24 protein-coding genes and 1 pseudogene are annotated in these 24,410 nt (G+C 57.6%); 13 read left to right on the top strand and 12 right to left on the bottom strand.

Annotation, left to right across the window (positions count from 1 at the left end):
- Positions 1-47: 47 nt before the first annotated feature.
- The 4 genes from yihX to fabY are packed head-to-tail and all read left to right on the top strand — an operon-like array spanning position 48 to position 2,942.
- Positions 48-647 carry a glucose-1-phosphatase gene (gene yihX / locus SPH27_RS20900; RefSeq protein ID WP_039264189.1) on the top strand — a complete coding sequence of 200 codons (600 nt, stop codon included), beginning with the start codon at positions 48-50 and terminating at the stop codon, positions 645-647.
- A complete protein-coding gene (locus SPH27_RS20895) occupies positions 641-1,522 on the top strand; it encodes a virulence factor BrkB family protein (RefSeq protein ID WP_033146965.1) in 882 nt (293 codons plus the stop codon). The genes yihX and SPH27_RS20895 overlap by 7 nt, the downstream gene beginning before the upstream one ends.
- Positions 1,519-1,956 carry a D-aminoacyl-tRNA deacylase gene (dtd, locus tag SPH27_RS20890; protein ID WP_008501836.1) on the top strand — a complete coding sequence of 146 codons (438 nt, stop codon included), beginning with the start codon at positions 1,519-1,521 and terminating at the stop codon, positions 1,954-1,956. The genes SPH27_RS20895 and dtd overlap by 4 nt, the downstream gene beginning before the upstream one ends.
- 44 nt (positions 1,957-2,000) lie before the next feature.
- On the top strand, positions 2,001-2,942 hold the full coding sequence (fabY, locus tag SPH27_RS20885; protein ID WP_039264191.1) for a fatty acid biosynthesis protein FabY: 942 nt from the start codon (positions 2,001-2,003) through the stop codon (positions 2,940-2,942).
- Between the two features lie 8 nt (positions 2,943-2,950).
- Here the strand turns inward: fabY and SPH27_RS20880 are convergent, their stop codons facing one another.
- A complete protein-coding gene (locus SPH27_RS20880; protein WP_182072195.1) occupies positions 2,951-3,871 on the bottom strand; it encodes an alpha/beta hydrolase in 921 nt (306 codons plus the stop codon).
- A 223-nt stretch (positions 3,872-4,094) separates the two neighbouring features.
- Here SPH27_RS20880 and SPH27_RS20875 point away from each other — a divergent pair, with 223 nt between their 5' ends.
- Both SPH27_RS20875 and SPH27_RS20870 read left to right on the top strand, forming a co-directional pair.
- Positions 4,095-4,313 carry a ribbon-helix-helix protein, CopG family gene (locus SPH27_RS20875; RefSeq protein ID WP_249425976.1) on the top strand — a complete coding sequence of 73 codons (219 nt, stop codon included), beginning with the start codon at positions 4,095-4,097 and terminating at the stop codon, positions 4,311-4,313.
- Positions 4,314-4,315: 2 nt separating this feature from the next.
- Positions 4,316-4,687 carry a type II toxin-antitoxin system VapC family toxin gene (locus SPH27_RS20870; protein WP_080298642.1) on the top strand — a complete coding sequence of 124 codons (372 nt, stop codon included), beginning with the start codon at positions 4,316-4,318 and terminating at the stop codon, positions 4,685-4,687.
- A 39-nt stretch (positions 4,688-4,726) separates the two neighbouring features.
- Here the strand turns inward: SPH27_RS20870 and fdhE are convergent, their stop codons facing one another.
- From fdhE to fdnG, 4 genes are read right to left on the bottom strand one after another with little or no spacing between them, the layout of a single operon-like run.
- Positions 4,727-5,656, bottom strand: a complete 930-nt coding sequence (gene fdhE, locus SPH27_RS20865; RefSeq protein WP_023309751.1) for a formate dehydrogenase accessory protein FdhE — start codon at positions 5,654-5,656, stop codon at positions 4,727-4,729.
- Entirely contained in the window at positions 5,653-6,288 is a 636-nt protein-coding gene (gene fdoI / locus SPH27_RS20860) for a formate dehydrogenase cytochrome b556 subunit (RefSeq protein WP_010436852.1), read from the bottom strand. The genes fdhE and fdoI overlap by 4 nt, the downstream gene beginning before the upstream one ends.
- On the bottom strand, positions 6,285-7,187 hold the full coding sequence (fdxH, locus tag SPH27_RS20855) for a formate dehydrogenase subunit beta (RefSeq protein ID WP_008501831.1): 903 nt from the start codon (positions 7,185-7,187) through the stop codon (positions 6,285-6,287). Before fdxH ends, fdoI begins: the two co-directional genes overlap by 4 nt.
- A gap of 12 nt (positions 7,188-7,199) precedes the next feature.
- Positions 7,200-10,250: a formate dehydrogenase-N subunit alpha gene (gene fdnG / locus SPH27_RS20850; RefSeq protein WP_087822910.1), complete on the bottom strand. Its 3,051-nt coding sequence runs from the start codon at positions 10,248-10,250 to the stop codon at positions 7,200-7,202.
- A gap of 421 nt (positions 10,251-10,671) precedes the next feature.
- Between fdnG and fdhD the strand changes: the two are divergent.
- Together fdhD and SPH27_RS20840 are read left to right on the top strand one after the other, a co-directional pair.
- Positions 10,672-11,539: pseudogene (gene fdhD / locus SPH27_RS20845) on the top strand (formate dehydrogenase accessory sulfurtransferase FdhD).
- A 114-nt stretch (positions 11,540-11,653) separates the two neighbouring features.
- Positions 11,654-11,866, top strand: a complete 213-nt coding sequence (locus SPH27_RS20840) for a DUF1471 domain-containing protein (protein ID WP_033146958.1) — start codon at positions 11,654-11,656, stop codon at positions 11,864-11,866.
- A gap of 39 nt (positions 11,867-11,905) precedes the next feature.
- On the opposite strand, the gene SPH27_RS20835 is transcribed toward SPH27_RS20840, so the two are convergent.
- Positions 11,906-12,229 (bottom strand): AzlD domain-containing protein, encoded by a 324-nt coding sequence (locus SPH27_RS20835; RefSeq protein ID WP_033146957.1) that lies wholly within the window; start codon positions 12,227-12,229, stop codon positions 11,906-11,908.
- Positions 12,229-12,888, bottom strand: a complete 660-nt coding sequence (locus SPH27_RS20830; RefSeq protein ID WP_048981027.1) for an AzlC family ABC transporter permease — start codon at positions 12,886-12,888, stop codon at positions 12,229-12,231. The genes SPH27_RS20835 and SPH27_RS20830 overlap by 1 nt, the downstream gene beginning before the upstream one ends.
- A 103-nt stretch (positions 12,889-12,991) precedes the next feature.
- Here SPH27_RS20830 and SPH27_RS20825 point away from each other — a divergent pair, with 103 nt between their 5' ends.
- The 4 genes from SPH27_RS20825 to SPH27_RS20810 all read left to right on the top strand — a co-directional run bounded on the left by SPH27_RS20825 (position 12,992) and on the right by SPH27_RS20810 (position 18,103).
- The gene (locus SPH27_RS20825; protein WP_033146956.1) at positions 12,992-13,540 is read left to right on the top strand and encodes a helix-turn-helix domain-containing protein; all 549 of its coding nucleotides are present in this window, start codon (positions 12,992-12,994) and stop codon (positions 13,538-13,540) included.
- 17 nt (positions 13,541-13,557) lie between these two features.
- Positions 13,558-14,553: a LacI family DNA-binding transcriptional regulator gene (locus SPH27_RS20820; RefSeq protein WP_182072193.1), complete on the top strand. Its 996-nt coding sequence runs from the start codon at positions 13,558-13,560 to the stop codon at positions 14,551-14,553.
- 104 nt (positions 14,554-14,657) lie between these two features.
- Entirely contained in the window at positions 14,658-16,781 is a 2,124-nt protein-coding gene (locus SPH27_RS20815; RefSeq protein WP_182072191.1) for an alpha-galactosidase, read from the top strand.
- Between the two features lie 44 nt (positions 16,782-16,825).
- Positions 16,826-18,103: an MFS transporter gene (locus SPH27_RS20810; RefSeq protein ID WP_045888507.1), complete on the top strand. Its 1,278-nt coding sequence runs from the start codon at positions 16,826-16,828 to the stop codon at positions 18,101-18,103.
- Here the strand turns inward: SPH27_RS20810 and rhaM are convergent.
- The 5 genes from rhaM to rhaB form a co-directional block, all read right to left on the bottom strand.
- The gene (gene rhaM, locus SPH27_RS20805) at positions 18,091-18,405 is read right to left on the bottom strand and encodes an L-rhamnose mutarotase (RefSeq protein ID WP_048976990.1); all 315 of its coding nucleotides are present in this window, start codon (positions 18,403-18,405) and stop codon (positions 18,091-18,093) included. The two genes, SPH27_RS20810 and rhaM, sit on opposite strands and share 13 nt — an antisense overlap.
- On the bottom strand, positions 18,402-19,550 hold the full coding sequence (gene fucO, locus SPH27_RS20800) for a lactaldehyde reductase (RefSeq protein ID WP_048976989.1): 1,149 nt from the start codon (positions 19,548-19,550) through the stop codon (positions 18,402-18,404). The genes rhaM and fucO overlap by 4 nt, the downstream gene beginning before the upstream one ends.
- A gap of 41 nt (positions 19,551-19,591) precedes the next feature.
- On the bottom strand, positions 19,592-20,422 hold the full coding sequence (rhaD, locus tag SPH27_RS20795; protein ID WP_047059155.1) for a rhamnulose-1-phosphate aldolase: 831 nt from the start codon (positions 20,420-20,422) through the stop codon (positions 19,592-19,594).
- A gap of 116 nt (positions 20,423-20,538) precedes the next feature.
- A complete protein-coding gene (rhaA, locus tag SPH27_RS20790) occupies positions 20,539-21,798 on the bottom strand; it encodes an L-rhamnose isomerase (RefSeq protein WP_182072189.1) in 1,260 nt (419 codons plus the stop codon).
- A complete protein-coding gene (rhaB, locus tag SPH27_RS20785; protein ID WP_182072187.1) occupies positions 21,795-23,264 on the bottom strand; it encodes a rhamnulokinase in 1,470 nt (489 codons plus the stop codon). Before rhaB ends, rhaA begins: the two co-directional genes overlap by 4 nt.
- Before the next feature lie 301 nt (positions 23,265-23,565).
- On the opposite strand from rhaB, the gene rhaS reads away from it, so the two are divergent.
- Complete coding sequence (rhaS, locus tag SPH27_RS20780; RefSeq protein WP_048981012.1) at positions 23,566-24,402, top strand: HTH-type transcriptional activator RhaS; 837 nt, start codon at positions 23,566-23,568, stop codon at positions 24,400-24,402.
- Positions 24,403-24,410 lie beyond the last annotated feature (8 nt).

The following is a 24,410-nucleotide window of genomic DNA, read 5'->3' as shown; positions in this document are numbered from 1 at the left end:
CTTTATTCCCGCTACAGTTATCTCTCCACGGCGAGCAGGAGATAAACATGCTTTATATCTTTGATTTAGGAAACGTAATCGTCGATATCGATTTTAATCGCGTGCTGGGTGCATGGAGCGACTTTAGCCGCGTTCCGCTGGCGACACTGAAGCAGAATTTCGCGATGGGCGAGACCTTCCATCAGCATGAACGCGGCGAGATCGGTGATGAAGAATTCGCTGAACGTTTCTGCCAGGAGATGGACCTACCGTTAAGCTACGAGCAGTTTTCTCACGGCTGGCAGGCAGTATTTGTCGCCATCCGGCCTGAAGCGATCGACATCATGCATAAGCTCCGCAAGCAGGGCCATCGGGTCGTTGTGCTGTCAAATACCAACCGTCTGCACACCACGTTCTGGCCTGAGGAATACCCTGAAGTTAAGGCGGCGGCCGATAAGATCTATCTTTCGCAAGAGATGGGGATGCGTAAGCCTGAAGCGCGAATTTATCAGGCTGTTCTCCAGTCGGAAGGATTCACCGCGGCCGATGCGGTCTTTTTTGACGACAACGCCGATAATATAGAGGGGGCTAACCAGTTGGGTATAACGTCAATTCTGGTGACCGGAAAAGAGACGATACCAAACTACTTTGCGAAGCAGCTATGCTAAAAACCGTTCATCAAAAAGCCACGCATCATACTCGCCCCCTGAGGGCCTGGCTGAAACTGCTCTGGCACCGTATTGATGAGGACAACATGACCACGCTGGCGGGTAACCTCGCCTACGTGTCGTTGCTCTCATTAGTGCCGCTGGTGGCGGTCATCTTTGCCCTGTTTTCCGCCTTTCCGATGTTTGCGGACGTCAGCCTGCAGCTTCGTCATTTTGTCTTCGCGAATTTCATCCCTGCAACCGGGGATGTCATCCAGAACTACATTGAGCAGTTTGTTGCCAATTCCAGCAAGATGACGGCAGTGGGGGCGTGCGGTCTTATCGTTACCGCGCTGCTGTTGATGTACGCCATTGATAATGCGCTGAACACTATCTGGCGGAGTAAAAAAGCGCGGCCAAAGGTCTATTCCTTTGCCGTGTACTGGATGATTCTTACGCTGGGGCCGCTGCTGGCCGGGGCGAGCCTGGCGATCAGTTCGTATCTTCTCTCCTTGCGCTGGGCGAGTGATTTAAACGGCGTAATTGATAATGCGCTTCGCATCTTTCCGCTGATCCTGTCGTGGCTTTCTTTCTGGCTGCTCTATAGCGTCGTGCCGACCACGCGCGTACCTAACCGCGATGCGGTTGTGGGAGCGCTGGTGGCGGCGTTGCTTTTTGAGCTCGGTAAAAAAGGATTTGCCCTCTACATCACCATGTTTCCGTCCTATCAGCTGATTTACGGCGTGCTGGCGGTGATCCCCATTTTGTTTGTCTGGGTCTACTGGACCTGGTGTATCGTCTTGCTTGGTGCCGAAATAACTGTCACTCTCGGTGTGTACCGCGAACTTAAAAAAGCAGCAGAAGCTGAAAAACAATTAGAAGCAGACCAACCATGATTGCATTGATACAGCGCGTAACCCGTGCCAGCGTCACCGTGGAGGGAGAGGTGACGGGTGAAATTGGCCCAGGACTTTTGGTGTTGTTAGGTGTCGAAAAGGATGACGACGAACAAAAAGCCAACCGCTTGTGTGAGCGAGTGCTGGGCTACCGTATTTTCAGCGATGCGGAAGGCAAGATGAACCTGAACGTCCAGCAGGCGGGCGGCAGCGTGCTGGTGGTTTCCCAGTTTACGCTGGCTGCGGATACCGAGCGCGGCATGCGCCCGAGCTTCTCCAAAGGTGCCGCGCCGGATCGTGCAGAAGCACTTTACGAGTACTTTGTTGAGCGTTGTCGCCAGCAGGAAATGAATACGCAAACCGGACGATTCGCTGCAGATATGCAGGTTTCGCTGGTGAACGATGGCCCCGTCACATTCTGGCTCCAGGTATGAGCCAACTGGCGGCGTGGCCGCGGGTAACAAGAGAGAGTACAGCTATGTATCACCTTCGAGTACCGCAAACGGAAGAAGAGTTAGACGCTTATTACCAGTTCCGCTGGGAAATGCTGCGCAAGCCACTGCATCAGCCAAAAGGATCGGAACGCGACGCCTGGGATGCGATGGCCCACCATCAGATGGTGATGGACGAAGAGGGTAACCTCGTCGCCGTCGGGCGCTTGTATATCAACGCCGATAACGAAGCGTCGATTCGCTTTATGGCGGTTCATCCCTCCGTTCAGGACAAAGGTCTGGGAACGCTAATGGCGATGACCCTTGAGTCCGTCGCCCGTCAGGAAGGCGTTAAGCGCGTTACCTGTAGCGCCCGCGAAGATGCCGTAGATTTTTTCGCCAAGCTCGGCTTTGTGAATCAGGGGGAAATCACGACCCCACAAACCACGCCGATTCGTCATTTTTTGATGATCAAACCCATCGCCACGCTGGATGATATTCTTCATCGCGCCGACTGGTGTGGACAGCTGCAGCAGGCCTGGTATCAGCACATTCCGCTCAGCGAAAAAATGGGCGTGCGCATTCAGCAGTACACCGGACAAAAATTTATTACCACCATGCCGGAAACCGGCAATCAAAACCCGCACCACACTCTGTTTGCCGGAAGTCTGTTTTCCCTCGCGACGCTCACCGGCTGGGGGCTCATCTGGCTGATGCTTCGCGAGCGCCATCTGGGCGGCACCATTATTCTTGCTGATGCTCACATCCGCTATAGCGCACCGATAAGCGGCAAGCCGAGCGCCGTGGCCGATCTGGGGTCACTGGGCGGCGATCTGGACCGCCTGGCGCGCGGCCGCAAAGCCCGCGTACAAATGCAGGTTGAACTGTTTGGCGATAAAACACCGGGTGCGGTGTTTGAAGGCACCTACATTGTTCTTCCAGCGAAGCCCTTCGGCGCGTATGAAGAGGGTGGGAACGAGGAGGAGTAATCTTCTGTTCACTCTCCTCGGGCGTGGTTAATCCGCCCGGCGATATCCCGCATAACGTCTCGCGCTGACTGGCTGACGCCGCCAAGCTGAAAGAAGCCATGGATGACGCCCAGCCAGCGCTGAGCGGTACACTTCACACCCTGCTCAGTCAGATGCTGATACAACATTTCTCCCTCATCGCACAGCGGATCGTACTCTGCTGTAATGATATGCACTGGCGGAAGCCCGTAAAAATCATCGCGCCACAGCGGGCTGGCTTCCGGATGCTGGCGGTCAGTCTCTGCAAGATACATTTCATACCCGCTGAGCAGGGTATCGCGGGTGATAATATAATCCGTGCCATTGAGAGCATAGCTTTCAAAACTGGCGGTGGCGTCGAGCATGGGATAGATAAGAATAAGCTGTACAGGTTGCCACAGCCCTTTAACCTTAAGCCTCAGCGCCGTTACCAGCGCCAGATGCCCTCCTGCGCTGTCTCCACAGAGGGTGAGCCGGTTCTTATCCACGCCTAATTTGTCCGCATACTTCCAGACCAGATCTGCACCTCTTTCAGCATCGTCATGTGCGGCGGGGAAGGTATGCTCCGGCGCCAACCTGTACTGAACCGCGATCACCCGGCAATTGCCGTAGCAGGCTAACTGACGGAGTTGGTTGTCATGGGTATCAAAGCCGCCGCTGATAAAGCATCCGCCGTGATAGTAGATGGCAGCAGGCAATATTTCAGGGGCATTAAGAGGTGAAAATACCCGAATGGTAAGGCCCTCAAGCACTAGCGCTTCTACCTGAACGCGCGTTTCTGTCTTCCCGGCAAGCCCCGTGCTGGCAATGTACCCTGCTCGTCGTACATCAATGGTCTGTCGACGTGACGAAGGCCGGCCTGCAGCGATAAATCCCTGAACCAGCTGCGCAATACCCTGTTCCAGTGCCATGAAAACTCCCTTTAACTGTATGGATATACAGCTTTATAACCTAGTTTGATTCAAAAGAAAATAAGAAAATTGTCGAGGACTAAAAATCTGGAAAGCGCTTCGCAAATAGCAGGAAAACTATAGCTACGGGCTTTAACCCTTCTGAATGAAAGCGTATGTTGCCTTGAAAATAGACAATAGTGATATACTAAGGTGATATATAAGTCTTTCCGCGGATCTTGATATGGGCAGAATTCTGATCGATTTGTCTGATGACGTAATTCAACGACTGGATAATCTGAAGCAGCTGCGTAACCGTCCTCGTGCCGAATTGCTTCGGGAAGCCATTGAGCAATATCTCGACCAGCAGAGTTCATCGGTTATCCGCGATGCGCTTGGCTTGTGGGGAAACCAGCAGGAAGATGGGCTTGAGTATGAACGCAAGCTGCGTGAGGAGTGGTAATCATGGAGCACATGGCAGTGTTCGATACCAATATACTCATCGATCTTTTTAATAATCGCGTTGAGGCTGCGGATGCAATTGATCGCACAGCTTCTCATCGAGCCATTAGTCTGATCACATGGATGGAAGTCATGGTGGGGGCCCGCAAACATGGTCACGAAGCGAAAACTGCGACAGTGATGGGCGTATTTGAGATTATTGATATCACCCGAGATATCGCTGAAAGAAGTGTAATTCTGCGCGAGAAGCATGGAATGAAACTGCCTGATGCTATCATTCTGGCCACAGCTCAGAGCAGAAATTGTCCGTTGATTTCTCGAAACACGAAAGACTTTTCGGGCATTACTGGAGTCGTTTCACCTTACCAACTATAGGCCGGGCAAGCTTACGCCGCCCGGCACTGTCAGAGGGAATTACTCCCCTTCGCCCGGGAACAGGAACGGGTTGATCGAGCTGCGGGCAAAGCCCTCCTGCTCCATCTTCGCATCCAGAATCAGCGAGGCGAGATCGTCGGCCACGGCTTCGACTTTCGGGTCTTTTTCCTGATAAAGAATCTTCAGGTAAGTGCCGCAGTCGCCGCAGCTTTCGGCTTTCACCGCCGCTTCTTCATTTTCCAGCGACCAGTAGTTCAGATCGCGGGTCTGCTCGCAGTTGCTGCACTTGATGCGCACCACGTGCCACTCGGTTTCACACAGGTTGCAGTGCAGGTAGCGCAGCCCCTGAGTGGTGCCGATTTGCACCATGCTCGATACCGGCATGGAGCCGCAGACCGGGCAGAACTGGCGCGCCTCGCCGTATTCGGCGCGCGCTTTACCGGGGATCAGGCTTGCCATTTGCGCCCAGTAGAGCGACAGCGCAGCCCAGATAAATGGCGCTTTATCGCTGCTCACCAGAGCGAAGTCGGAGGCAAACAGCGCGCTCGCCATCTCTTCCAGCTCCAGATCAGAGGCTTTTTCCAGATTCTCAATGACCGCCAGCGCGGTGCCGCTCATCTCCGGCTTCAGCTCGGCAATCAGCGAATGCAGCAGCTTTTGCCAGTGCTTGTCGCGCGGCAGGACGTGAATGTCCAGCGGTGGCTTGCCCTGCGCGTTGGCTTCTTTGATGCGCGCGGTTAGATCCATTTGCAGCGGGTGGTCGTACAGCACCACTTCCTGCGCGTGGGCAACCAGCGCGGCAAAGCGCAGAAAATCACCCAGCGGGTTGTTCTCTGCCAGCTCGCGCAGACGCTCTGCGCGGCGGTTGTAGAGGTTCTTGAGTCTGGGGAATAACAACGGCGGAATATAATCCGCCGTGCGTTTCTCGCTCGACCCCAGCTCATCTTGCGGGATTATGCGAATACTCATTCAGATGACTTTTCCTGTTTCTGGCGGACTTCACGGTACCAGCGCGGGTGATGTTTCTTCGCCCACGTACTGGTTACCCATCCTTCCACCATCGCGGTAATGGTGCCTTTCACCCAAAGGGCGGCGTAGATATGCACCATGATAACCACAATTAACGCCACTGCGGCAAATGAATGCAGCATCAGCGCAAATCGGATCACCGGGATTGAGAAAGCAGGCGCAAAGTACGGACGCCAGATGATCACGCCGCTCACCAGCAACAGGACCAGGAAGATAATCGCCGCCCAGAATACGCATTTCTGGCCGAAGTTATAACGCCCGGTATCACCCACTTCCTCGTTGACGACGATCTTACGAATATTCTTCGCCCAAAAGATATCATCCCGATTGATTAGGTTATGGTGCCAGTAGCGGAAAAACATGATGATAAACGAGGCAAACATCACCACACCCACGAACGGGTGAAGGATGCGCGCCAGCTGCGGCGTACCCAGTACCTGCATCAGCCAGTTGAAGGACGGGAAGAAGAACCCCAGCCCGCTTATCGCCGCCAGCATGAAGCAGAAGGCGGTGACCCAGTGGTTGATGCGTTCCGGCGCGGTGTAGCGCACGATGGTGTCACGTTTTCTCATTTGCGCACCTCGTCTTTCTCTTCATGCAGGTTGTCGTCTTCCTCTTCCGCGCGGTTCGGACCAACGCCGACGTAGTGGAAGATGCTCGCTGCGAAGGTGGCAGCAAAACCGACCGCTGCCAGCGGTTTCCAGATGCCTTTCCAGAACTTCACGGTGGCGCTGATTTCCGGGTTCTCCGGCAGGCCGTGATACAGGTTCGGCTTGTCGGCGTGGTGCAGCACGTACATGACGTGCGTACCGCCAACTCCGGCCGGATCGTACAGGCCCGCGTTGTCGTAACCGCGGGTTTTCAGCTCGCCCACGCGCTCTGCCGCCAGCGTTTTCATATCCTCTTTGGAGCCAAAGTGGATTGCGCCGGTTGGGCAGGTCTTCACGCACGCTGGCTCCTGGCCGACGGTGACGCGGTCAACGCACAGCGTGCATTTGTAGACGCGGTTGTCTTCCGGGTTCAGGCGCGGTACGTCGAACGGACAGCCCGCGATGCAGTAGCCGCAGCCGATGCACTGTTCGGACTGGAAGTCGACGATACCGTTGGCATACTGAATGATAGCCCCTTCTGACGGACATGCCTTCAGACAGCCCGGATCCGCACAGTGCATACAGCCGTCTTTGCGGATAAGCCATTCCAGTTTGTCGTTCTGCTCAACTTCCGAGAAACGCATCACCGTCCAGGACTTGGCGGTCAGGTCCGCCGGGTTGTCGTACACCCCGACGTTGTGACCGACTTCGTCACGCAGGTCGTTCCACTCCGAGCACGCCACCTGACAGGCTTTACAGCCGATACAGGTGGTGACGTCGATAAGCTTCGCCACTTCCTGCTGGTGGTCCCGCGCCTGAGGCGCGGGCGTGAAACCGTTTGTCGCGGAACGACGGATAATGTCTTGAGATTGATAAGCCATAAGTCGTCTCCGTTACACCTTTTCCACGTTCACGAGGAAGGCCTTAAACTCCGGCGTCTGCGTGTTCGCATCGCCGACGAACGGCGTCAGGGTGTTCGCAATGAACCCTTTCTTCGCCACGCCCTCATAGCCCCAGTGGATCGGAATACCGATGGTATCCACCTGCTGACCGTGAACGTTCAGCGTGCGGATACGCTTGGTCACCACCGCCTTGGCCTTGATATAGCCGCGGTTAGAGGAGACCTTCACGGTATCGCCATGGGCAATGCCGAGCTTGCCCGCCAGCTTCTCGCCGATCTCCACAAACTGTTCCGGCTGCGCGATGGCGTTAAGCAGCGCGTGCTTGGTCCAGTAGTGGAAGTGCTCGGTCAGACGGTAGGTGGTGCCCACGTACGGGAACTTGTCCTTTTTACCCAGCGCTTCGAAATCGCCCTTGAAGATACGGGCTGCCGGGTTAGAGACCACGTTCGGGTGCAGCGGGTTGGTACCCAGCGGCGTCTCAAACGGCTCGTAGTGTTCCGGGAACGGACCTTCCGCCATCTTATCGATAGCAAACAGACGCCCCATCCCTTCAGGCTGCATGATAAACGGCCCAACGTCGCTGCCCGGTGCGGCAGTGCTGTAGTCCGGAATATCCACGCCGCCCCATTTCGCGCCGTCCCACTTCAGAAGCTGACGCTTCGGATCCCACGGGTTGCCCTGCGGGTCAGCGGATGCGCGGTTATAGAGGATACGGCGGTTGAGCGGCCACGCCCATGCCCAGCCCAGCGTATTGCCAAGGCCCGACGGGTCTGCGTTGTCGCGGTTGGCCATCTGGTTGCCTTTTGGCGTCCAGCTACCGGCGAAGATCCAGCAGCCGCTTGACGTGGTACCGTCATCGCGCAGGTGCGCGAAGGTGCTGAGCTGATCGCCTTTCTTCGCCAGCACGGTACCGGTGGCCGGGTCGATAACGTCCGCCAGCGCCTTACCGTTGCTCTCCATCGCCACTTCTTCCGGCGCTGGGTTTTCCGGCGTCGAGTAGTTCCAGCTCATATTAAGCACCGGTTCCGGGTTCGCGCCGCCTTCTTCCGCATACATCTTACGCAGGCGTAAGAAGATACCGGCCAGGATCTCGCCGTCGTTCATGGCGATGCCCGGGGCGTCCGCGCCTTTCCAGTGCCACTGCAGCCAGCGTCCGGAGTTGACGATAGAACCGTTCTCTTCCGCGAAGCAGGTCGACGGCAGACGGAACACTTCGGTCTGAATCTTCGACGGATCGACGTCGTTCGATTCACCGTGGTTCTGCCAGAAGGTTGAGGTCTCGGTATTGAGCGGGTCAATCGTCACCAGGAACTTCAGCTTCGACAGAGACTCAACAACCTTGTTCTTGTTCGGGAACGAGGCAACCGGGTTAAAGCCCTGGCACAGATAGCCGTTCACTTTGCCCTGGTGCATCATCTCGAAATACTGCAGAACGTCGTAACCTTTGTCCCACTTCGGCAGCCAGTCAAAGCCCCAGCTGTTTTCAGCCGTCGCTTTGTCGCCGAAGAAGGCTTTCATCATCGAGACGAAGAACTTCGGATAGTTGCCCCAGTAGTTTACCTGGCCTTCGAGCAGCGGTTTAGGCGTGCTGGCCGTCAGGTAGGTTTGCAGATCGGTCTGTTTCTCGCTTGGCAGGTTCATGTAACCCGGCAGGCTTTGAGACAGCAGGCCGAGGTCGGTCAGACCCTGAATGTTGGAGTGACCGCGCAGGGCGTTGACGCCGCCGCCTGCCATTCCCATGTTGCCGAGCAGGAGCTGAACCATCGCCATGGTACGGATGTTCTGCGCGCCGATGGAGTGCTGCGTCCAGCCGAGGGCGTAGAGGAACGACGCGGTTTTATCTTTCGCGCTGGTTTCGGCGATCAGCTCGCACACCTTCAGGAAGTCTGCCTTCGGCGTACCGCAGATATTCTCAACCACTTCCGGCGTATAGCGGGAAACGTGCTCTTTCAGCAGGTTCCACACGCAGCGCGGGTGTTGCAGGGTGGTATCGCGCTTCGCAAAGCCTTTCTCATCCAGCTCGTAGTTCCAGCTGGTTTTGTCGTATTTGCGTTTTTCGGCGTCGTAACCGCTGAACAGGCCATCTTCGAAGTGGTAATCCTCACGCACGATCAGGCTGGCGTTGGTATAGGCTTCGGTGTATTCGCGGTTATATTTTTCATTGGTCATCAGGTACAGCAATACGCCTGACAGGAAAGTGATGTCAGTACCTGAACGAATAGGGGTGTAGAAATCCGCCACTGACGCAGTTCGCGTAAAGCGGGGATCGATCACAATCAGTTTCGCACCGTTGTGGATTTTGGCTTCCATCGCCCAGCGGAACCCGACAGGGTGCGCTTCAGCGGCGTTACCGCCCATCACCACAATGAGGTTGGCGTTCTTGATGTCGACCCAGTGGTTGGTCATCGCACCGCGACCAAATGTTGGAGCAAGACTTGCTACCGTTGGTCCGTGTCAGACACGCGCCTGGTTGTCGACCGCGAGCATACCGAGTGCGCGCGTAAATTTCTGGGTTAAATAACCGGTTTCGTTGCTGGAAGCAGAGGCACACAGCATCCCGGTGGAGAGCCAGCGGTTGACCGTGACGCCGTCGGCGTTCTTCTCAACAAAGTTGGCATCGCGGTCTTCTTTAATGTGTTTTGCGATGCGGTCAAACGCCTCTTCCCAGCTGATTTGCTGCCATTTATCGGAGCCAGGCGCGCGATATTCAGGGAACTTGAGGCGGCTTTCGGAGTGGATAAAGTCCACCAGACCGGCCCCTTTCGGGCACAATGCGCCGCGGTTGACCGGATGATCCGGGTCGCCTTCGATATGGAAAATAGACGCTTTGGCGTTTTTAGCACCGTCGCCGAGGCTATACATCAACAGCCCGCAACCGACAGAGCAGTACGTACAGGTATTACGGGTTTCACGGGTGCGCAGCAGTTTATACTGCCGCGTTTCCGCCAGCGCTACGCCGGGCGCAAAGCCCAGTGCCGCTGCCGTGGTGCCTGCCATACCGCCAGCGCAGATCTTAAAGAACTGCCTTCTGCTGACCTGCATGGGTCACTCCTTGTTTCGACATTGCTTACATATGTAGTTTTAACTTCGCGGTTGAGAATTGACCGCAAAGGAGAAAAATTTGCGTTAATCCCTCAATTCCACGAGGGATATCATCAGAATACCACAATGTCGGTACAGCTGTTCTAATGGCGTTAATACAAAGTGAACGTATTATCACCCTGTTGACTATAAAGTGTGATATTAATCACATTATTAACCCCGCATGTTAAAGGGGTGTAGCATGCGTTTTGTTGTACCTCTCACAAGTGAGTAGGTAAACTTGATGCTGAAAAGTTGATCCATACTATGCGTAAGCCCTGTTGTTTGTGATGCAATAGCAGGCTCACCTCCGTGGTTGTTCAGGAATACCGCTGTGTCTAAACAAAACCGTGCTCCCCACTCGTCCCCCCTGCCTGCGGGCATTGTGGAACTGTCGGTACACAGACCGCCCCACATTACCCATGCCACGCCGGATTTTCTGGCGGAAGAGGTGCCCGTTGCGCTCGTTTACAACGGTATCTCCCATGTGGTGATGATGGCCTCGCCGAAAGATCTCGAGCTGTTCGCCATCGGTTTTTCCCTCTCGGAAGGCATCATTGACCATCCGCAGGAGATCTACGGCATGGACGTGGTGCAGGCTTGCAACGGCCTTGAAGTGCAAATCGAACTCTCCAGCCGCCGCTTTATGGGGCTGAAAGAGCGCCGCCGCGCGCTGGCCGGGCGTACCGGCTGCGGCGTGTGTGGCGTTGAGCAGCTCAATGATATTGGCAAACCCGTTGCGCCACTGCCGTTTACTCAGACCTTTAATCTGGCTCACCTCGACCATGCGCTCGAGCACCTGAACGATGTACAGCCCATCGGCCAGCTGAGCGGCTGCACGCATGCGGCGGCATGGGTGTTGCCGTCGGGCGATATTGCCGGGGGCCACGAGGACGTGGGCCGCCACGTGGCGCTGGACAAGCTGCTCGGTCGCCGTGCGCGTGAAAGTGCTGTCTGGATGCAGGGGGCGGCACTCGTTTCCAGCCGCGCCAGCTATGAGATGGTGCAAAAATCGGCGATGTGCGGTGTGGAAATTCTGTTCGCGGTGTCGGCGGCGACCACGCTGGCGGTGGAGGTGGCGGAACGCTGCAACCTGACGNTGCGGTGTGGAAATTCTGTTCGCGGTGTCGGCGGCGACCACGCTGGCGGTGGAGGTGGCGGAACGCTGCAACCTGACGCTGGTGGGCTTCTGCAAGCCGGGAAGGGCGACGATTTATACCCATCCGCAGCGATTAATTGTTAATCAATAATTTTGAATGATAATAGCAAATCCTTCCGCTTTTAGTTGTTCGAGATGAGGCCTAGTATTTATCTCATCAAGGCACGGTGCCTTACCTAAACAACTTAATGAAAGGGTTTATATCATGAAAAGCATCAAAACTTTTGTCGCTGTAATCGCTCTGGCTACTTCTTTCGGTTCTTTCGCTGCACAGACCGTGACCGCTACCGCCTCTACCATTGATGGCGCAGAAGCTAAAATCGCGGCTCAGGCTCAGGATGCTGGCGCATCATCTTACAAAATTACCCAGGCGTTCTCAGGTAACCGCGTACACATGACTGCTGAACTGACTAAATAAGCTGTCACACCGTCGAAAGAGCGCCCCCGGGGCGCTTTTTTAGTTTATGCCCGCCACGCGCAGGAGCGCGGTTACCACTGCCGCCGCCACGATCACCACAATTAACGGCATCTTTCGCCAGGCCAGAAATACCGCAAACGCCACGCCCAGCACGCGCGCCATGCCGGCAAAGTGGTCACCTTCATAAAACGTGGTCGCCAGCGCCACGGAAAACAGCAATACCGTTGCCGCATCTGACAGCAGCGCCTGTGAACGCTCTGACAATGCCAGCCTGCTGCCCAGTTTCGCCCCGCCAAGACGCATCAGATACGTTCCCGCAGACAAAATGGCGATGCCGAGAATAAAAAACGTCATATTTCCCATTATTTTTTCCTCGCAGCGAGACCCAGTAAGGAGAGCAGCACCGGTAATCCCACCGGGGCAAACGGCACGGCGGCCAGTGACAGCGCGGCGCCGCTGCAGGCGCGGATCAGCGTGGTACGGTTTTTAAACGCGGGAACCACCAGCGCCAGCAATATGGCCGGGAATACCGCATCCAGGCCAATGGTTTCCGGGTCCGGCAGCAGCTTGCCGACCATGGCGCCCAGCAGGGCCCCCAGCGGCCAGACAATCGCCACGCCTAAACCACATAGCCAGTACGCCGCTTTGCGCTGTTCGGGCGTTTTCTGCGACAGGCCAAACACCACGCTTTCGTCATTCATGATGTGGCAGCCCAACAGGCTCAGGCCGCGTTTGCCGACCAGCTCACGCACCGTCACGCCAAACGGCACGTGCCGCGCGTTGACCAGCAACCCCGCGGCTGCGGCCGCCAGCGGGTTACCGCCGCTTGCCACGATGCCAATAAACATAAACTCTGACGCGCCCGCGAGTACGGTGATGGAGAGTAAAAACGGTACCCAGACCGGGAAACCGTAGGCCATCGCCAGGGAGCCGTATGACATCCCGACCACGCCGACCGCGAGGCAGACCAGGATGATTGCTTTTATGGTGTCGCCTTTCAGGCAAGAGAGATGATGCTTCATACATTTTTAGCCATATCGAACGGGTATCCATTATAATGAACGCAACAGAAGTGTTTTTCAAGATGAACGATTCGTTCGATTTAAAGAACAAAGAGGCCGTTTTATGACGCAGCCAATCAGCGTAATCGCCAAAAGCCTGGTGCGAGAACGCCTGCGAACCGGGCTTTCACTGGCGGAAATCGCTCGCCGTGCCGGGATCGCAAAATCCACGCTTTCTCAGCTAGAGTCAGGCAACGGTAACCCTAGCCTCGAAACGCTGTGGTCGCTTTGCGTGGCGCTGGATATTCCTTTTGCCCGCCTGCTTGAACCACAGCAGCCTACCACTCAGGTGATCCGTCGTGGTGAAGGTACGAAGGTCGTTGCCGGACAGGCCAACTACGAGGCGATACTGCTGGCGGCATGTCCGCCTGGCGCGCGACGCGACGTATACCTCCTGCTTACCCAGCCGGGCGCAGACCGCATTTCCCAGCCGCATCCGCCGGGGTCCGTTGAACATATTATTGTGACGCAGGGGCGCGCGTTAGTCGGCCTGATCGACGCGGCGGAAGAACTCGGCCCGGGAGATTACATCTGTTATCCCGCCGATCTGCCGCATATCTTTAAGGCGCTGGAGCCGGATACGCACGCGCTGCTAGTGGCGGAACAAAATTAACAGAGATACGGAAACTCATGTCGCTTAAAGCCATTGCTAAAGAACTGGGGCTGTCAGTCACCACCGTCAGCCGCGCCCTCAACGGATATGACGACGTCTCCGCCGAGACGCGCGCACGCGTGGAAGCTGAGGCTCAGCGCCGTGGTTACCGACCGAACACCTTCGCCCGCCGCCTGAAGATGGGCAAAATTGACGCCGTCGGGCTGGTGTTTCCCGTACATCCTGTTCCACTCAATAACAGCGTATTTATGGACATGGTCGGCGAAATTAGCCATGAACTGGCGCGACATGAGATCGACTTATTGCTCATCGCCGACGACGATCTGGCGGATAAGCACAGCTATATGCGCATGGTACAAAGCCGACGCGTCGACGCGCTGATCGTGGCGCACACGCTGGATCACGATCCGCGTCTTGTGCAGCTTCAGGCCGCCGGTTTTCCTTTCCTGGCGCTTGGGCGCAGCCACCTCCCGCAGCCGTATGCGTGGTTTGACTTCGACAACTATGCCGGTACCTGGCAGGCGACCCGCTGGCTGATCGAGAAAGGCCATAAGCGTATCGCGCTACTTGGCGAAAGCAACAATCAGGCATTTATCACCCAGCGCCGTCAGGGTTATCTCGACGCCCTGCGGGAAGCCGGGCTTTCCAGCGAATGGCTGCGCGCCATGCCGCCTTCGCGCCGCGTCGGGTATGCCACCACGAAAGAACTGCTTGCCCTGCCGCAGCCGCCAACGGCCATCATCACCGACTGCAACACCCACGGTGACGGCGCGGCGATGGCGCTGGCGCAGCTGGGGCGTTTATCCGGCGACAACGCCGTCTCGCTGGTGGTCTATGACGGCCTGCCGCAGGACAGCATCGTTGATATTGAGGTGGCGTCGGTGATCCAATCCACCCGTCAGGGCGTCGGGAAACAGATTGCCGATATGGTGCGTCAGCTGATTAACGGCGACGATATTGAACAGCTTCAGGTGCTCTGGCAGCCTGAATTCTCTCCGGGCCAGACGGCCTAAATACCGCAAAATTTTAAACCCGATCACAGAACCGAAACGTTTTGGTTTGTATCCGAAACGTTTCGGATCAACACTCAGATCATCCCGATGACAGGAGATGTCTGATGCAAGATCCCGTTTTACGACTCGAAACCACGACGGTAGACGTGGTGATCAAAACCCATCCGTTCGCCGAAATTCTCTACTGGGGGCCTCACCTTCAGCACTTTTCGCCTCAGGATGTTGCTATGCTCGCACGTCCTGTTGCCAACGGCAGGCTTGACGTCGACTCCCCGGTCACGCTGATGGCCGAGCTGGGGCATGGTCTGTTTGGTTCGCCTGGCATTGAGGGTCATCGCCAGGGGCTGGACGGTTCCCCGGTGTTCAAAACCACGCAGGTGCATCAGGACGTAAACACCCTGACCATTACCGCCGAAGATGAGCATGCGGGCTTGCGCCTGACCAGCGAGCTGGTGCTGGATGCCAGCGGCGTGCTGGTGGTTCGTCACGGTTTAACGAACCTGAAAGCGATCCCCTGGCAGGTGGACCGTTTCGCCGTCACGCTGCCGGTGGCCGAGCGCGCGCAGGAGGTGATGGCCTTCCACGGACGCTGGATCAGAGAGTTTCAGCCGCACCGCGTAAAGCTTGAACACGACAGCTTCGTGATTGAAAACCGTCGGGGTAAAACCTCCCACGAGCACTTCCCGGCGCTGATTGCCGGTACGCCGTCGTTCAGCGAAATGCAGGGCGACGTCTGGGGCGTGCATCTGGGCTGGAGCGGTAATCACCGCCTGCGCGCGGAAGCGAAAACCGACGGTCGTCGCTATCTTCAGGCCGAAGCGCTCTACCTGCCGGGTGAAATGGCGGTTGAGGAGGGCGATACGCTCTGGACGCCGCGCCTGTACGCCAGCTACTCCACGCGGGGCCTGAACGGCATGAGCCAGCCGTTTCATCGCTACCTGCGCAACAACGTCATCCGCTTCCCGGAAAACAAACCGCGCCCGGTGCACCTCAATACCTGGGAAGGGATCTACTTCAACCACGATCCGGACTACATTAAGCGCATGGCCGACGAGGCTGCCGCGCTGGGCGTGGAGCGTTTCATCATTGATGACGGCTGGTTCAAAGGCCGTAACGACGACCATGCCGCGCTGGGCGACTGGTATCTGGACGAGAAAAAATACCCGAACGGCCTGACGCCGGTGATCGACCACGTCAAACGGCTCGGCATGGAGTTTGGCATCTGGGTTGAGCCGGAGATGATCAACCCGGATTCAGATTTGTACCGTGCGCATCCTGACTGGGTACTGGCGCTGCCGGGCTATCCCCGGGCGACCGGACGACACCAGCTGGTGCTCAATCTCAGCATCCCGGAGGCCTTTGATTACCTGGTAGAGCGCATGAGCTGGCTGCTGGGCGAGCATGCGGTCGACTACGTAAAGTGGGACATGAACCGCGAGCTGGTGCAGCCTGGACACAACGGTAAAGCCGCCGCCGACGCCCAGACCCGTCAGTTTTACCGCCTGCTGGACGTGCTGGGCGAGCGCTTCCCGCATATTGAGTTTGAATCCTGCTCCTCCGGCGGCGGTCGCATTGATTATGAGGTACTGACCCGCAGCCACCGCTTCTGGGCGTCCGACAACAACGACGCGCTGGAGCGCAGCACCATCCAGCGCGGCATGAGCTACTTCTTCCCGCCGGAGGTGATGGGCGCGCATATCGGTCATCATCAATGCCACGCCACCTTCCGCCAGCATAGCATCCAGTTTCGCGGGCTGACGGCTCTGTTTGGCCATATGGGGCTGGAGCTGGATCCGCTCACCGTGGACGCACGGGAGCGCGAAGGCTATCGCCATTACGCCGCGCTGCACAAGCAGTGGCGGGAGGTCATTCACCACGGCACCCAGTGGCGAATTGATATGCCGGACGCCACCACGCTGGCGCAGGGTATTGTTAGCGAAGATAAGGCGCAGGGGCTGTTTATGGTCAGCCAGCTCGCGATGCCGGACTACAGCCTGATGATGCCGCTGCGCATGGCGGGGCTGGAGGCCAGCGCGCGGTACCGCGTCACGCTGCTCGATCACCCGAATATTCAGATTACGGGCGAGGGAGGGCACACCATGCGCAAGCTGCCGGTGTGGATGGAAACGCCGCAAACGGTGAGCGGCGAGTGGCTGATGCAGGCGGGCATTGCGCTGCCGATTCTGGAACCGGAAACCGCCATTCTGATTGGCGTCGAACGCGTGTAAGGGTGACGGGCCGGGGAACCGGCCCTCCGTTGAGGATAAAAATAATGAACACAACAACCTGTACCCACAAAGACAACCCTAACTTCTGGATCTTTGGACTGTTCTTCTTTCTCTACTTCTTCATCATGGCCACCTGCTTTCCGTTCCTGCCGATTTGGCTGTCGGACATCATCGGCCTGAATAAAACCCACACCGGGATTGTCTTCTCCTGCATCTCGCTGTCGGCTATCGCCTTCCAGCCAGTGCTGGGCGTAATTTCGGACAAGCTGGGGCTGAAAAAACACCTTCTGTGGATCATCGCGGTGCTGCTGTTTCTGTTCGCGCCGTTCTTCCTGTACGTCTTCGCGCCGCTGCTGAAAGCCAATATCTGGCTGGGCGCGCTGAGCGGCGGGCTGTATATCGGTTTTGTCTTCTCGGCCGGATCGGGGGCGATTGAGGCCTACATTGAGCGCGTGAGCCGCAACAGCTTCTTTGAGTACGGCAAGGCGCGGATGTTTGGCTGCCTCGGCTGGGGCTTGTGCGCCTCAACGGGCGGCATCCTGTTCGGCATCGATCCGTCGTACGTTTTCTGGATGGGATCGGGAGCGGCATTGCTGCTGATGCTGCTGCTGGTGGTGGCGAAGCCAAAGCCCAACCAGACGGCGCAGGTCATGGATGCCCTGGGCGCGAACCAGCCGCAAATCACCGCCAAAACCGTGTTCAACCTGTTCCGCCAGCGCAGAATGTGGATGTTTATCCTCTATGTAATTGGCGTGGCCTGCGTGTATGACGTTTTCGACCAGCAGTTTGCCACCTTCTTTAAAACCTTCTTCGCCACACCGCAGGAAGGGACCCGCGCCTTTGGTTTCGCAACGACTGCGGGGGAAATCTGTAACGCCATCATTATGTTTTGCTCGCCGTGGATCATTAACCGCATCGGCGCGAAGAACACGCTGCTGATCGCCGGGGTGATTATGGCGACGCGCATTATCGGCTCATCGTTCGCCACCACCGCCGTGGAGGTGATTGCCCTCAAGATGCTGCACGCGCTGGAAGTCCCGTTCCTGCTGGTGGGCGCATTTAAGTACATCACCGGGGTGTTTGATACCCGACTGTCAGCGACTATCTATCTGATCGGCTTCCAGTTCGCCAAGCAGTCGGCGGCCATTTTCCTTTCCGCTTTTGCCGGGAATATGTATGACCGGATCGGCTTCCAGGAGACGTATCTGATGCTGGGCTGTTTCGTGCTGGCGATTACGGTGGTGTCGGCGTTTACGCTGAGCAGCAGGCAGGAGATCGCCGCCGCCGCGGGGGCAGCAGCGTTAACACATCAGTCCAGGTAAAAGACTTCTTTCAGCTCGGTACTCACCGGGCTGTTATCCGGGTTCGACGGCATGACGTCGCCCATATGTTTCCACCAGCGCTGGCAGACGTCGGTATTGGCTACCGCGCTCCAGCGCTCCTCCGATTCAATCTCTACAGTCGCAAACAGCAGGCTGCGGGCCCTATCGAGATAAATGGCGTAGTGGTGTGCGCCGTGGTCTTTCAACACCTTTTCCAGCTCCGGCCAGATCGGATTGTGTCGACGCGCGTACTCCTCGTGCGCGTCCGGGTTGACCTGCATCATAAAGGCTTTGCGGATCATAGTGCCTCCAGGTACAGCTCGCGGACCTCATCACGGCTGGCGGCGCGCGGATTGCATGGCGCACACGGATCGGCGAGCGCTTTATCCAGCCAGCCTTCAATATCGGCTTTGGTCACGCCGAGCTGGCTAAAGCCCGCAGGGATGCCGACGCGAGCGCTCAGGTCGCGAATCGCCTGAATGGCGGACATGCTGGCGGCTTCATCGCTCATGCCGCGGGTATCGACGCCCATCGCCTGCGCCACGCGGGCAAAACGCGCAATTGCGTTCGGGCGGTTAAAGCTTTCAACGATCGGCAGCAGGATGGCGTTGCACACGCCGTGCGGCAGGTTGTGCGTCGCGCCCGGCTGGTGCGCCAGGGCATGCACAAGGCCGAGACCTGCACTGTTAAACGCCATGCCCGCCAGATACTGACCAAACGCCATCTGCTCGCGCGCCTCAAGGTTATGACCGTCTTCGACCGCTTCCGGCAGCCACAGGTTGATCAGGCGAATTGCTTCCAGCGCGTTGGCGTCGGTGAGCGGGTGCGCGCCAACGGATACGTAGGCTTCAATGGCATGGGTCAGGGCATCCATACCGGTTGCGGCGGTCACGGAGGCGGGAATATCGAGCATCACGCTGGCATCGTCTACGGCGATGTCCGGGATGATGTTCGGGTCGATAATCACCTCTTTCACCTGCCGCGCGGAGTTGACGATCACTGCATTGCTGGTCATCTCCGCCGCCGTGCCTGCGGTGGTATTAATTGCCACCAGCGGCACGCCCGCATTTTTCACCTTGCCGACGCCGGAATAATCGGTTGACGGGCCGGGGTTGGCGGTGAGGATTTTGATCGCCTTGGCGGTATCAATCGGGCTGCCGCCGCCGAAGGCAATCACGTAATCACACTCCGCGTCCCGGTATGCCGCATAGCCTTTCTGCACCAGCGCTTCCGTCGGGTTCGGGAACACCTCATCGAACAGGTGATACGACATCTGATGGGCGTCCAGCGCGGTAAACAGGCTGTCGAGCAGGCCCAGCTTCACCAGCTGGCCGTCGGTGACAATCAGCGCTTTTCCCCACTGCTTGTTCGCAACCAGGTTAACCATATCGCCGATTGCGCCCGCGCCGTGAAGGCTGATTTTTGGAAGTGCCAACATAAAGCTCATGATAATTCTCCTTAACGATCAACGTTTGTCCTGCGAAGGCGTTATGCGTACAAATCCAGCGCGGATTGCAGCGGGCTAACGCCAAAGCGCTTGCCGAGGGCGATGAGTTCTTCCCGGGAAATGGTCTGCTTCATGCCGCCCATGGAGTACACCTTCACCAGCACTTCCGCTGATTTCTCGGCGGTGTCGATCAGGCCAAAGGTTTCATCCAGCGTTGGGCCGCTGCCGAACACGCCGTGGAACGGCCACAGCACCAGAGCATGTTTTTGCATATCAACGGCGGTTGCCTGGCCGATTTCGTCGGTACCCGGCACCATCCACGGCAGAATGCCCACGCCGTCCGGGAACACCACCAGACACTCGGTACTGCCTTCCCACAGCTTGCGGGTGATGAAGTCGGCGCTGTTTTCCAGCACGTAGGTCAGGGCGATCAGGTTGGTGGCGTGGCAGTGCATGATCACGCGGTCTTTGCCGTTCGTTGCCCTGATGCGCTCGCAGTGGGAGAGGAAGTGCGCCGGCAGTTCGGAGGTGGGCACCGCCTCGTCGGTCAGGCCCCACAGAATGTGGTAGCCCGCGCCGTCGCTGTCCACTTTCACCACGCCGAGGTTGGCCTCCGGGTCGAGCTGGACGTTACGGAAGAACTTGCCGGAACCGGTGACGATAAACGGCGTGTTGGCGAGCAGCGGCATCGGCTGGCTCAGCGCGATATAGCGCGGCTTCTGGTGGAAATCGGCCGCGAACGGTTCAATATCCGCGTCGTCCAGGCGCAGCGTCAGGTTGCCGCCGTTGCGCTCGTCCCAGCCTTTCAGCCAGGCGTCGGAGGTGGCTTTGATCATGCCCTGGACGAACCAGGAAGTGGTGATGGTCTGCATAGTCTTCATTTTCCAGTTATCGCGGTGAGGTTGAACCCTCACCCCGGCCCTCTCCCACAGGGAGAGGGGGTAAAAGTTCCCTCTCCCTGTGGGAGAGGGTTAGGGTGAGGGCAAAATTACCCGCGCTGACTCAACACGTCTTTCTCGTATGCCCGCACGTTGTCCAGCCACTGGCTGCCCGCCGGGGCGTCGTTACGCTGACAGTACATCTCCCACACCGCCTGCCACGGCAGGGATTTCTGCTCTTCCAGCAGCGCCAGACGGGCGGTGTAGTCGCCGTTAGCCTCCAGCTGTTTCAGCGCGGCGACAGGCTCCAGCAGCGCGCGCAGCAGGGCTTTCTTCATGTTGCGGGTGCCGATAACCCACGCTGCGATGCGGTTGATGGAGGCATCGAAGAAGTCGAGGCCGATGTGTACGCGGTCAAAGAGGTCGTGACGGATGATTTCGCTGGCAATCGCCTGGGTTTCGTCATCCAGCAGCACCACGTGATCGCTGTCCCAGCGTACCGGACGGCTGACGTGCAGCAGCAGGCGCGGCACGTAGAGCATGGCGGCGGAGATTTTGTCGGAGATCACCTCGGTCGGGTGGAAGTGGCCGGCATCCAGACACAGCGCGGTCTGGCGGCTGGTGGCGTAACCCATGTAGAACTCGTTCGAGCCCACGGTGTAGTTCTCGGCGCCAATGCCGAACAGCTTGCTCTCTACGGCGTCGATGTGGTGCGCCGGGTCCAGCTTCTCGCTGATGGCCTCATCCAGCGCGGCCAGCAGGCGCTGGCGCGGGGCCAGACGGTCGACGGTGATATCCTTCATGCCGTCCGGGATCCAGATGTTCATCACCGACGGCGTGCCGAGCTGCTCGCCGAAATAGGCCGAAACGCGGCGGCTGGCCTTCACGTGGTCGATCCAGAACTGGCGGATGTCGTCGTCCGCGTGGGCGAGGGTAAAACCGTCCGCGCTCAGCGGATGTGAGAAACAGGACGGATTAAAGTCCAGGCCCAGCCGGTTGGCTTTGGCCCACTCCACCCAGTTCTTAAAGTGTTCCGGTTTGATTTCATTGCGCGCCACCGGCTCGTCGGATTCGAGGTAAATCGCATGCAGGTTCAGGCGTTTTGGCCCCGGGATCAGGCTCAGCGCCAGCTCCAGGTCGGCGCGCAGTTCGGTCGCGTTACGCGCTTTGCCGGGGTAGTTACCGGTGGCCTGAATACCACCCGTCAGGGAACCGCCTGGATTCTCGAAACCGGCGACGTCATCGCCCTGCCAGCAGTGCATGGAGACGGGCAGACGGTCGAGCTGGCGCAGCGCCTCTTCGACATCCACGCCGACGGCGGCGAAACGCTGTTTAGCCAGGCCCCAGGCTTGTTCTAATTGAGTTGTCATGCGCAAAGCTCCTTAGTCAGTCGGTTTTGCTGAAACTGCGCCCGAAAGCGAGCAATTTCACGGCAGGGATTGGGGGTGAAGGTGGTCAGGCTGGCGTTAGCCGCCACCACCGAACGGAAGTCGTCAACGCTGGAAAGTTCGTCCAGGGTCATCAGCTGAATGCCGATATTCCCGAGCGTGGAGGCCTCCACGGGGCCCGCCACCACGGTGATGCCGCAGGCATCGGCGCAGAGCTGGTTCAGCAGCTGGTTCTGGCAGCCGCCGCCCACGATATGCAGCTGGCTAAACGGTTTTCCGCGAAGGCTCGCCAGCTCGCTGAGGATGTCGGCATACAGCAGGGCGAGGCTGTCAAAAATGCAGCGCGCCAGTTCGGAAGGGCTCGACGGCACCGGCTGCCCGCCCTCGACGCAGGCGGCCTGAATTTCGGCGCTCATGTGCGCCGGGTTGATAAAGCGGTCATCGTTCGGGTTGATCAGGAACGTACAGGCCTTCAGCTTCTCGGTTTCGGCGATAAGCGCGGGCAGGTCGGTAATGTTTTGCTCTTTCAGCACCCGCTGGAGCAGCCACAGCCCCATGATGTTTTTCAGTACGCGGTAGCGGCCTTCGGCACCGCCTTCGTTGGTAATATTTGCCGCCATCGCGGCATCGTTGGCGTACGGGGTTTTGCTCTCAAAGCCCATCAGCGACCAGGTGCCGGACGAGAGGTAAGCCGCGTCTTTGCTTGCAAGTGGGGACGCTATTACCGCGCTGGCGGTATCGTGGCTGGCGACGGCAACGACGGGGATTGCGTTCCCCTGGGGGCAAATCCAGTGACCGATCACGTTACCCGGATGGGTGGGTGTGCCGAACCAGGAAGGCGACGCCCCCGTCCAGGCCAGCAGATGTTCATCCCAGCTATCCGAGTTGATATTGACCAGCTGCGTGGTGGTGGCGTTGGTATATTCCCAGTTCATGTTGCCGGTCAGGCGATAGCTCAGGTAGTCCGGGATCAGCAGCGCATGGGCCACATCCGCGACCAGCTCCGGCTGTTGCTCGACCAAAGCACGCAGCTGATAAAGCGTGTTAAACGGCAGAAACTGAATGCCGCTGCGCCCGTAGATGTTGTCCTTGCCAAGCTGGGCGATAGCGTTCGCCATCAGGCCGTCGGTGCGGCTGTCGCGATAAGAAACCGGCAAGCCGACGCGCTCGCCATGGCTATCAAGCAGAACGAAGTCCACGCCCCAGGTATCAATGCCGATGCTGTCGATGCGAATGCCATCGTTGCAGACGTTGTTCAGTCCGGTACGGATCTCTGCCTCCAGGGCATCGATATCCCAGGTATCAAAACCGTCCTGCTTTTGCAGGCAGTTGGCGAAACGGTGCATTTCGCGAAGCGAAAGCGCGTGCTGCTCACGGTCCCAGCTCGCGAGCATTACGCGGCCGCTGGATGCGCCTAAATCGACAGCCACACAATGGCGAAAAGTCATGGTCGGGTCCTTTCTTAAGTCATTAGCGGTGAGTGTAAAAAAGGGAAGAAAAAGTCACCTTCTCACCACTGACAGGCCAAATCTCGCGCTGGCAAGAAAGCAAAGGTGAATGTGAGGGCGTTCACAGTTTCCAGCAGTGACGGGATGCTCAGGCAGTGTGACGCTGAGCGCATTTCCCGATCTTTCCCCCTGTTTCTTGAAAAATGGACAGCTTTTGCGAGGTTTACTGCCAAAAATTGAAGGTGAGTGTGGGAGGCCTTAATTACTATTTTGAGAACATTTTTCATTGGTGGGGGCCGTTATGACCGTACTGCACTGCGTGGATTTTTTTCCTTCAGGAGGTTCGCCTGTCGCGATTGAGCCACGGCTTCCTCAGGCTGCGTTCCCGGAGCATCATCATGATTTTCACGAAATTGTGATTGTTGAGCGCGGGACGGGTATTCATGTTTTCAATGGCCAGCCTTATACCATCAGCGGCGGTACGGTGTGCTTCGTGCGCGACCACGACCGGCACCTGTATGAACATACCGACAACCTGTATCTGACGAATGTGCTTTACCGTTCCCCGGACGCGTTCCAGTTTCTTTCGGGGCTGAGCCAGCTGTTGCCCCAGGAGCAAGACGGACACTATCCGTCGCACTGGCGGGTGAATCAGTCCATCCTGCAGCAGGTGCGTCAGCTGGTGAGCCAGATGGAGAAGAGCGAGGACTGGCAGGAGACGCACGCCATTGCCACGCGCGAACTGCTATTTATGCAGCTTCTGGTGCTGCTGCGCCGCAGCAGCCTGGTGGAAGGGCTGGAAGATAACAACGCGCGCCTGAACCATCTGCTGGCCTGGCTGGAAGATCATTTTGCCGAGGATGTCTGCTGGGAAACCCTTGCGGATGATTTTTCCCTGTCGTTGCGTACCCTGCATCGCCAGCTTAAACAGCACACCGGACTGACGCCGCAACGCTACCTTAACCGTCTGCGCCTGATCAAAGCGCGTCATCTTTTACGTCATACCGACGATAGCGTCACGGATATTGCCTATTGCTGCGGTTTTGGCGACAGCAATCACTTTTCAACGCTGTTTCGCCGGGAATTTAACTGGTCTCCGCGCGATATTCGCCAGGGAAAAGACGCGATGCTTCAGTAACGCGAGGG

Origin of the sequence: Enterobacter sp. A103, assembly GCF_034427535.1 — a bacterium.
Lineage (GTDB): Bacteria > Pseudomonadota > Gammaproteobacteria > Enterobacterales > Enterobacteriaceae > Enterobacter > Enterobacter asburiae_B.
Note: the sequence above shows the minus strand (reverse complement) of the source record. Positions and strands in the feature narration are given on the sequence as shown.

What these genes read in the sequence shown, in the direction of transcription:
- SPH27_RS20840 (WP_033146958.1), top strand. Translation starts at nt 11,654, where the DNA reads ATGAAAAGCATCAAAACTTTTGTCGCTGTAATCGCTCTGGCTACTTCT.
- fucO (WP_048976989.1), bottom strand. Translation starts at nt 19,550, where the DNA reads ATGAGCTTTATGTTGGCACTTCCAAAAATCAGCCTTCACGGCGCGGGC.
- fdxH (WP_008501831.1), bottom strand. Translation starts at nt 7,187, where the DNA reads ATGGCTTATCAATCTCAAGACATTATCCGTCGTTCCGCGACAAACGGT.
- SPH27_RS20875 (WP_249425976.1), top strand. Translation starts at nt 4,095, where the DNA reads ATGGGCAGAATTCTGATCGATTTGTCTGATGACGTAATTCAACGACTG.
- fdhE (WP_023309751.1), bottom strand. Translation starts at nt 5,656, where the DNA reads ATGAGTATTCGCATAATCCCGCAAGATGAGCTGGGGTCGAGCGAGAAA.
- SPH27_RS20815 (WP_182072191.1), top strand. Translation starts at nt 14,658, where the DNA reads ATGCAAGATCCCGTTTTACGACTCGAAACCACGACGGTAGACGTGGTG.
- yihX (WP_039264189.1), top strand. Translation starts at nt 48, where the DNA reads ATGCTTTATATCTTTGATTTAGGAAACGTAATCGTCGATATCGATTTT.
- rhaM (WP_048976990.1), bottom strand. Translation starts at nt 18,405, where the DNA reads ATGATCCGCAAAGCCTTTATGATGCAGGTCAACCCGGACGCGCACGAG.
- SPH27_RS20830 (WP_048981027.1), bottom strand. Translation starts at nt 12,888, where the DNA reads ATGAAGCATCATCTCTCTTGCCTGAAAGGCGACACCATAAAAGCAATC.
- SPH27_RS20825 (WP_033146956.1), top strand. Translation starts at nt 12,992, where the DNA reads ATGACGCAGCCAATCAGCGTAATCGCCAAAAGCCTGGTGCGAGAACGC.
- SPH27_RS20820 (WP_182072193.1), top strand. Translation starts at nt 13,558, where the DNA reads ATGTCGCTTAAAGCCATTGCTAAAGAACTGGGGCTGTCAGTCACCACC.
- SPH27_RS20810 (WP_045888507.1), top strand. Translation starts at nt 16,826, where the DNA reads ATGAACACAACAACCTGTACCCACAAAGACAACCCTAACTTCTGGATC.
- rhaD (WP_047059155.1), bottom strand. Translation starts at nt 20,422, where the DNA reads ATGCAGACCATCACCACTTCCTGGTTCGTCCAGGGCATGATCAAAGCC.
- rhaA (WP_182072189.1), bottom strand. Translation starts at nt 21,798, where the DNA reads ATGACAACTCAATTAGAACAAGCCTGGGGCCTGGCTAAACAGCGTTTC.
- SPH27_RS20880 (WP_182072195.1), bottom strand. Translation starts at nt 3,871, where the DNA reads ATGGCACTGGAACAGGGTATTGCGCAGCTGGTTCAGGGATTTATCGCT.
- SPH27_RS20870 (WP_080298642.1), top strand. Translation starts at nt 4,316, where the DNA reads ATGGAGCACATGGCAGTGTTCGATACCAATATACTCATCGATCTTTTT.
- fabY (WP_039264191.1), top strand. Translation starts at nt 2,001, where the DNA reads ATGTATCACCTTCGAGTACCGCAAACGGAAGAAGAGTTAGACGCTTAT.
- rhaB (WP_182072187.1), bottom strand. Translation starts at nt 23,264, where the DNA reads ATGACTTTTCGCCATTGTGTGGCTGTCGATTTAGGCGCATCCAGCGGC.
- dtd (WP_008501836.1), top strand. Translation starts at nt 1,519, where the DNA reads ATGATTGCATTGATACAGCGCGTAACCCGTGCCAGCGTCACCGTGGAG.
- SPH27_RS20895 (WP_033146965.1), top strand. Translation starts at nt 641, where the DNA reads ATGCTAAAAACCGTTCATCAAAAAGCCACGCATCATACTCGCCCCCTG.
- rhaS (WP_048981012.1), top strand. Translation starts at nt 23,566, where the DNA reads ATGACCGTACTGCACTGCGTGGATTTTTTTCCTTCAGGAGGTTCGCCT.
- fdoI (WP_010436852.1), bottom strand. Translation starts at nt 6,288, where the DNA reads ATGAGAAAACGTGACACCATCGTGCGCTACACCGCGCCGGAACGCATC.
- SPH27_RS20835 (WP_033146957.1), bottom strand. Translation starts at nt 12,229, where the DNA reads ATGGGAAATATGACGTTTTTTATTCTCGGCATCGCCATTTTGTCTGCG.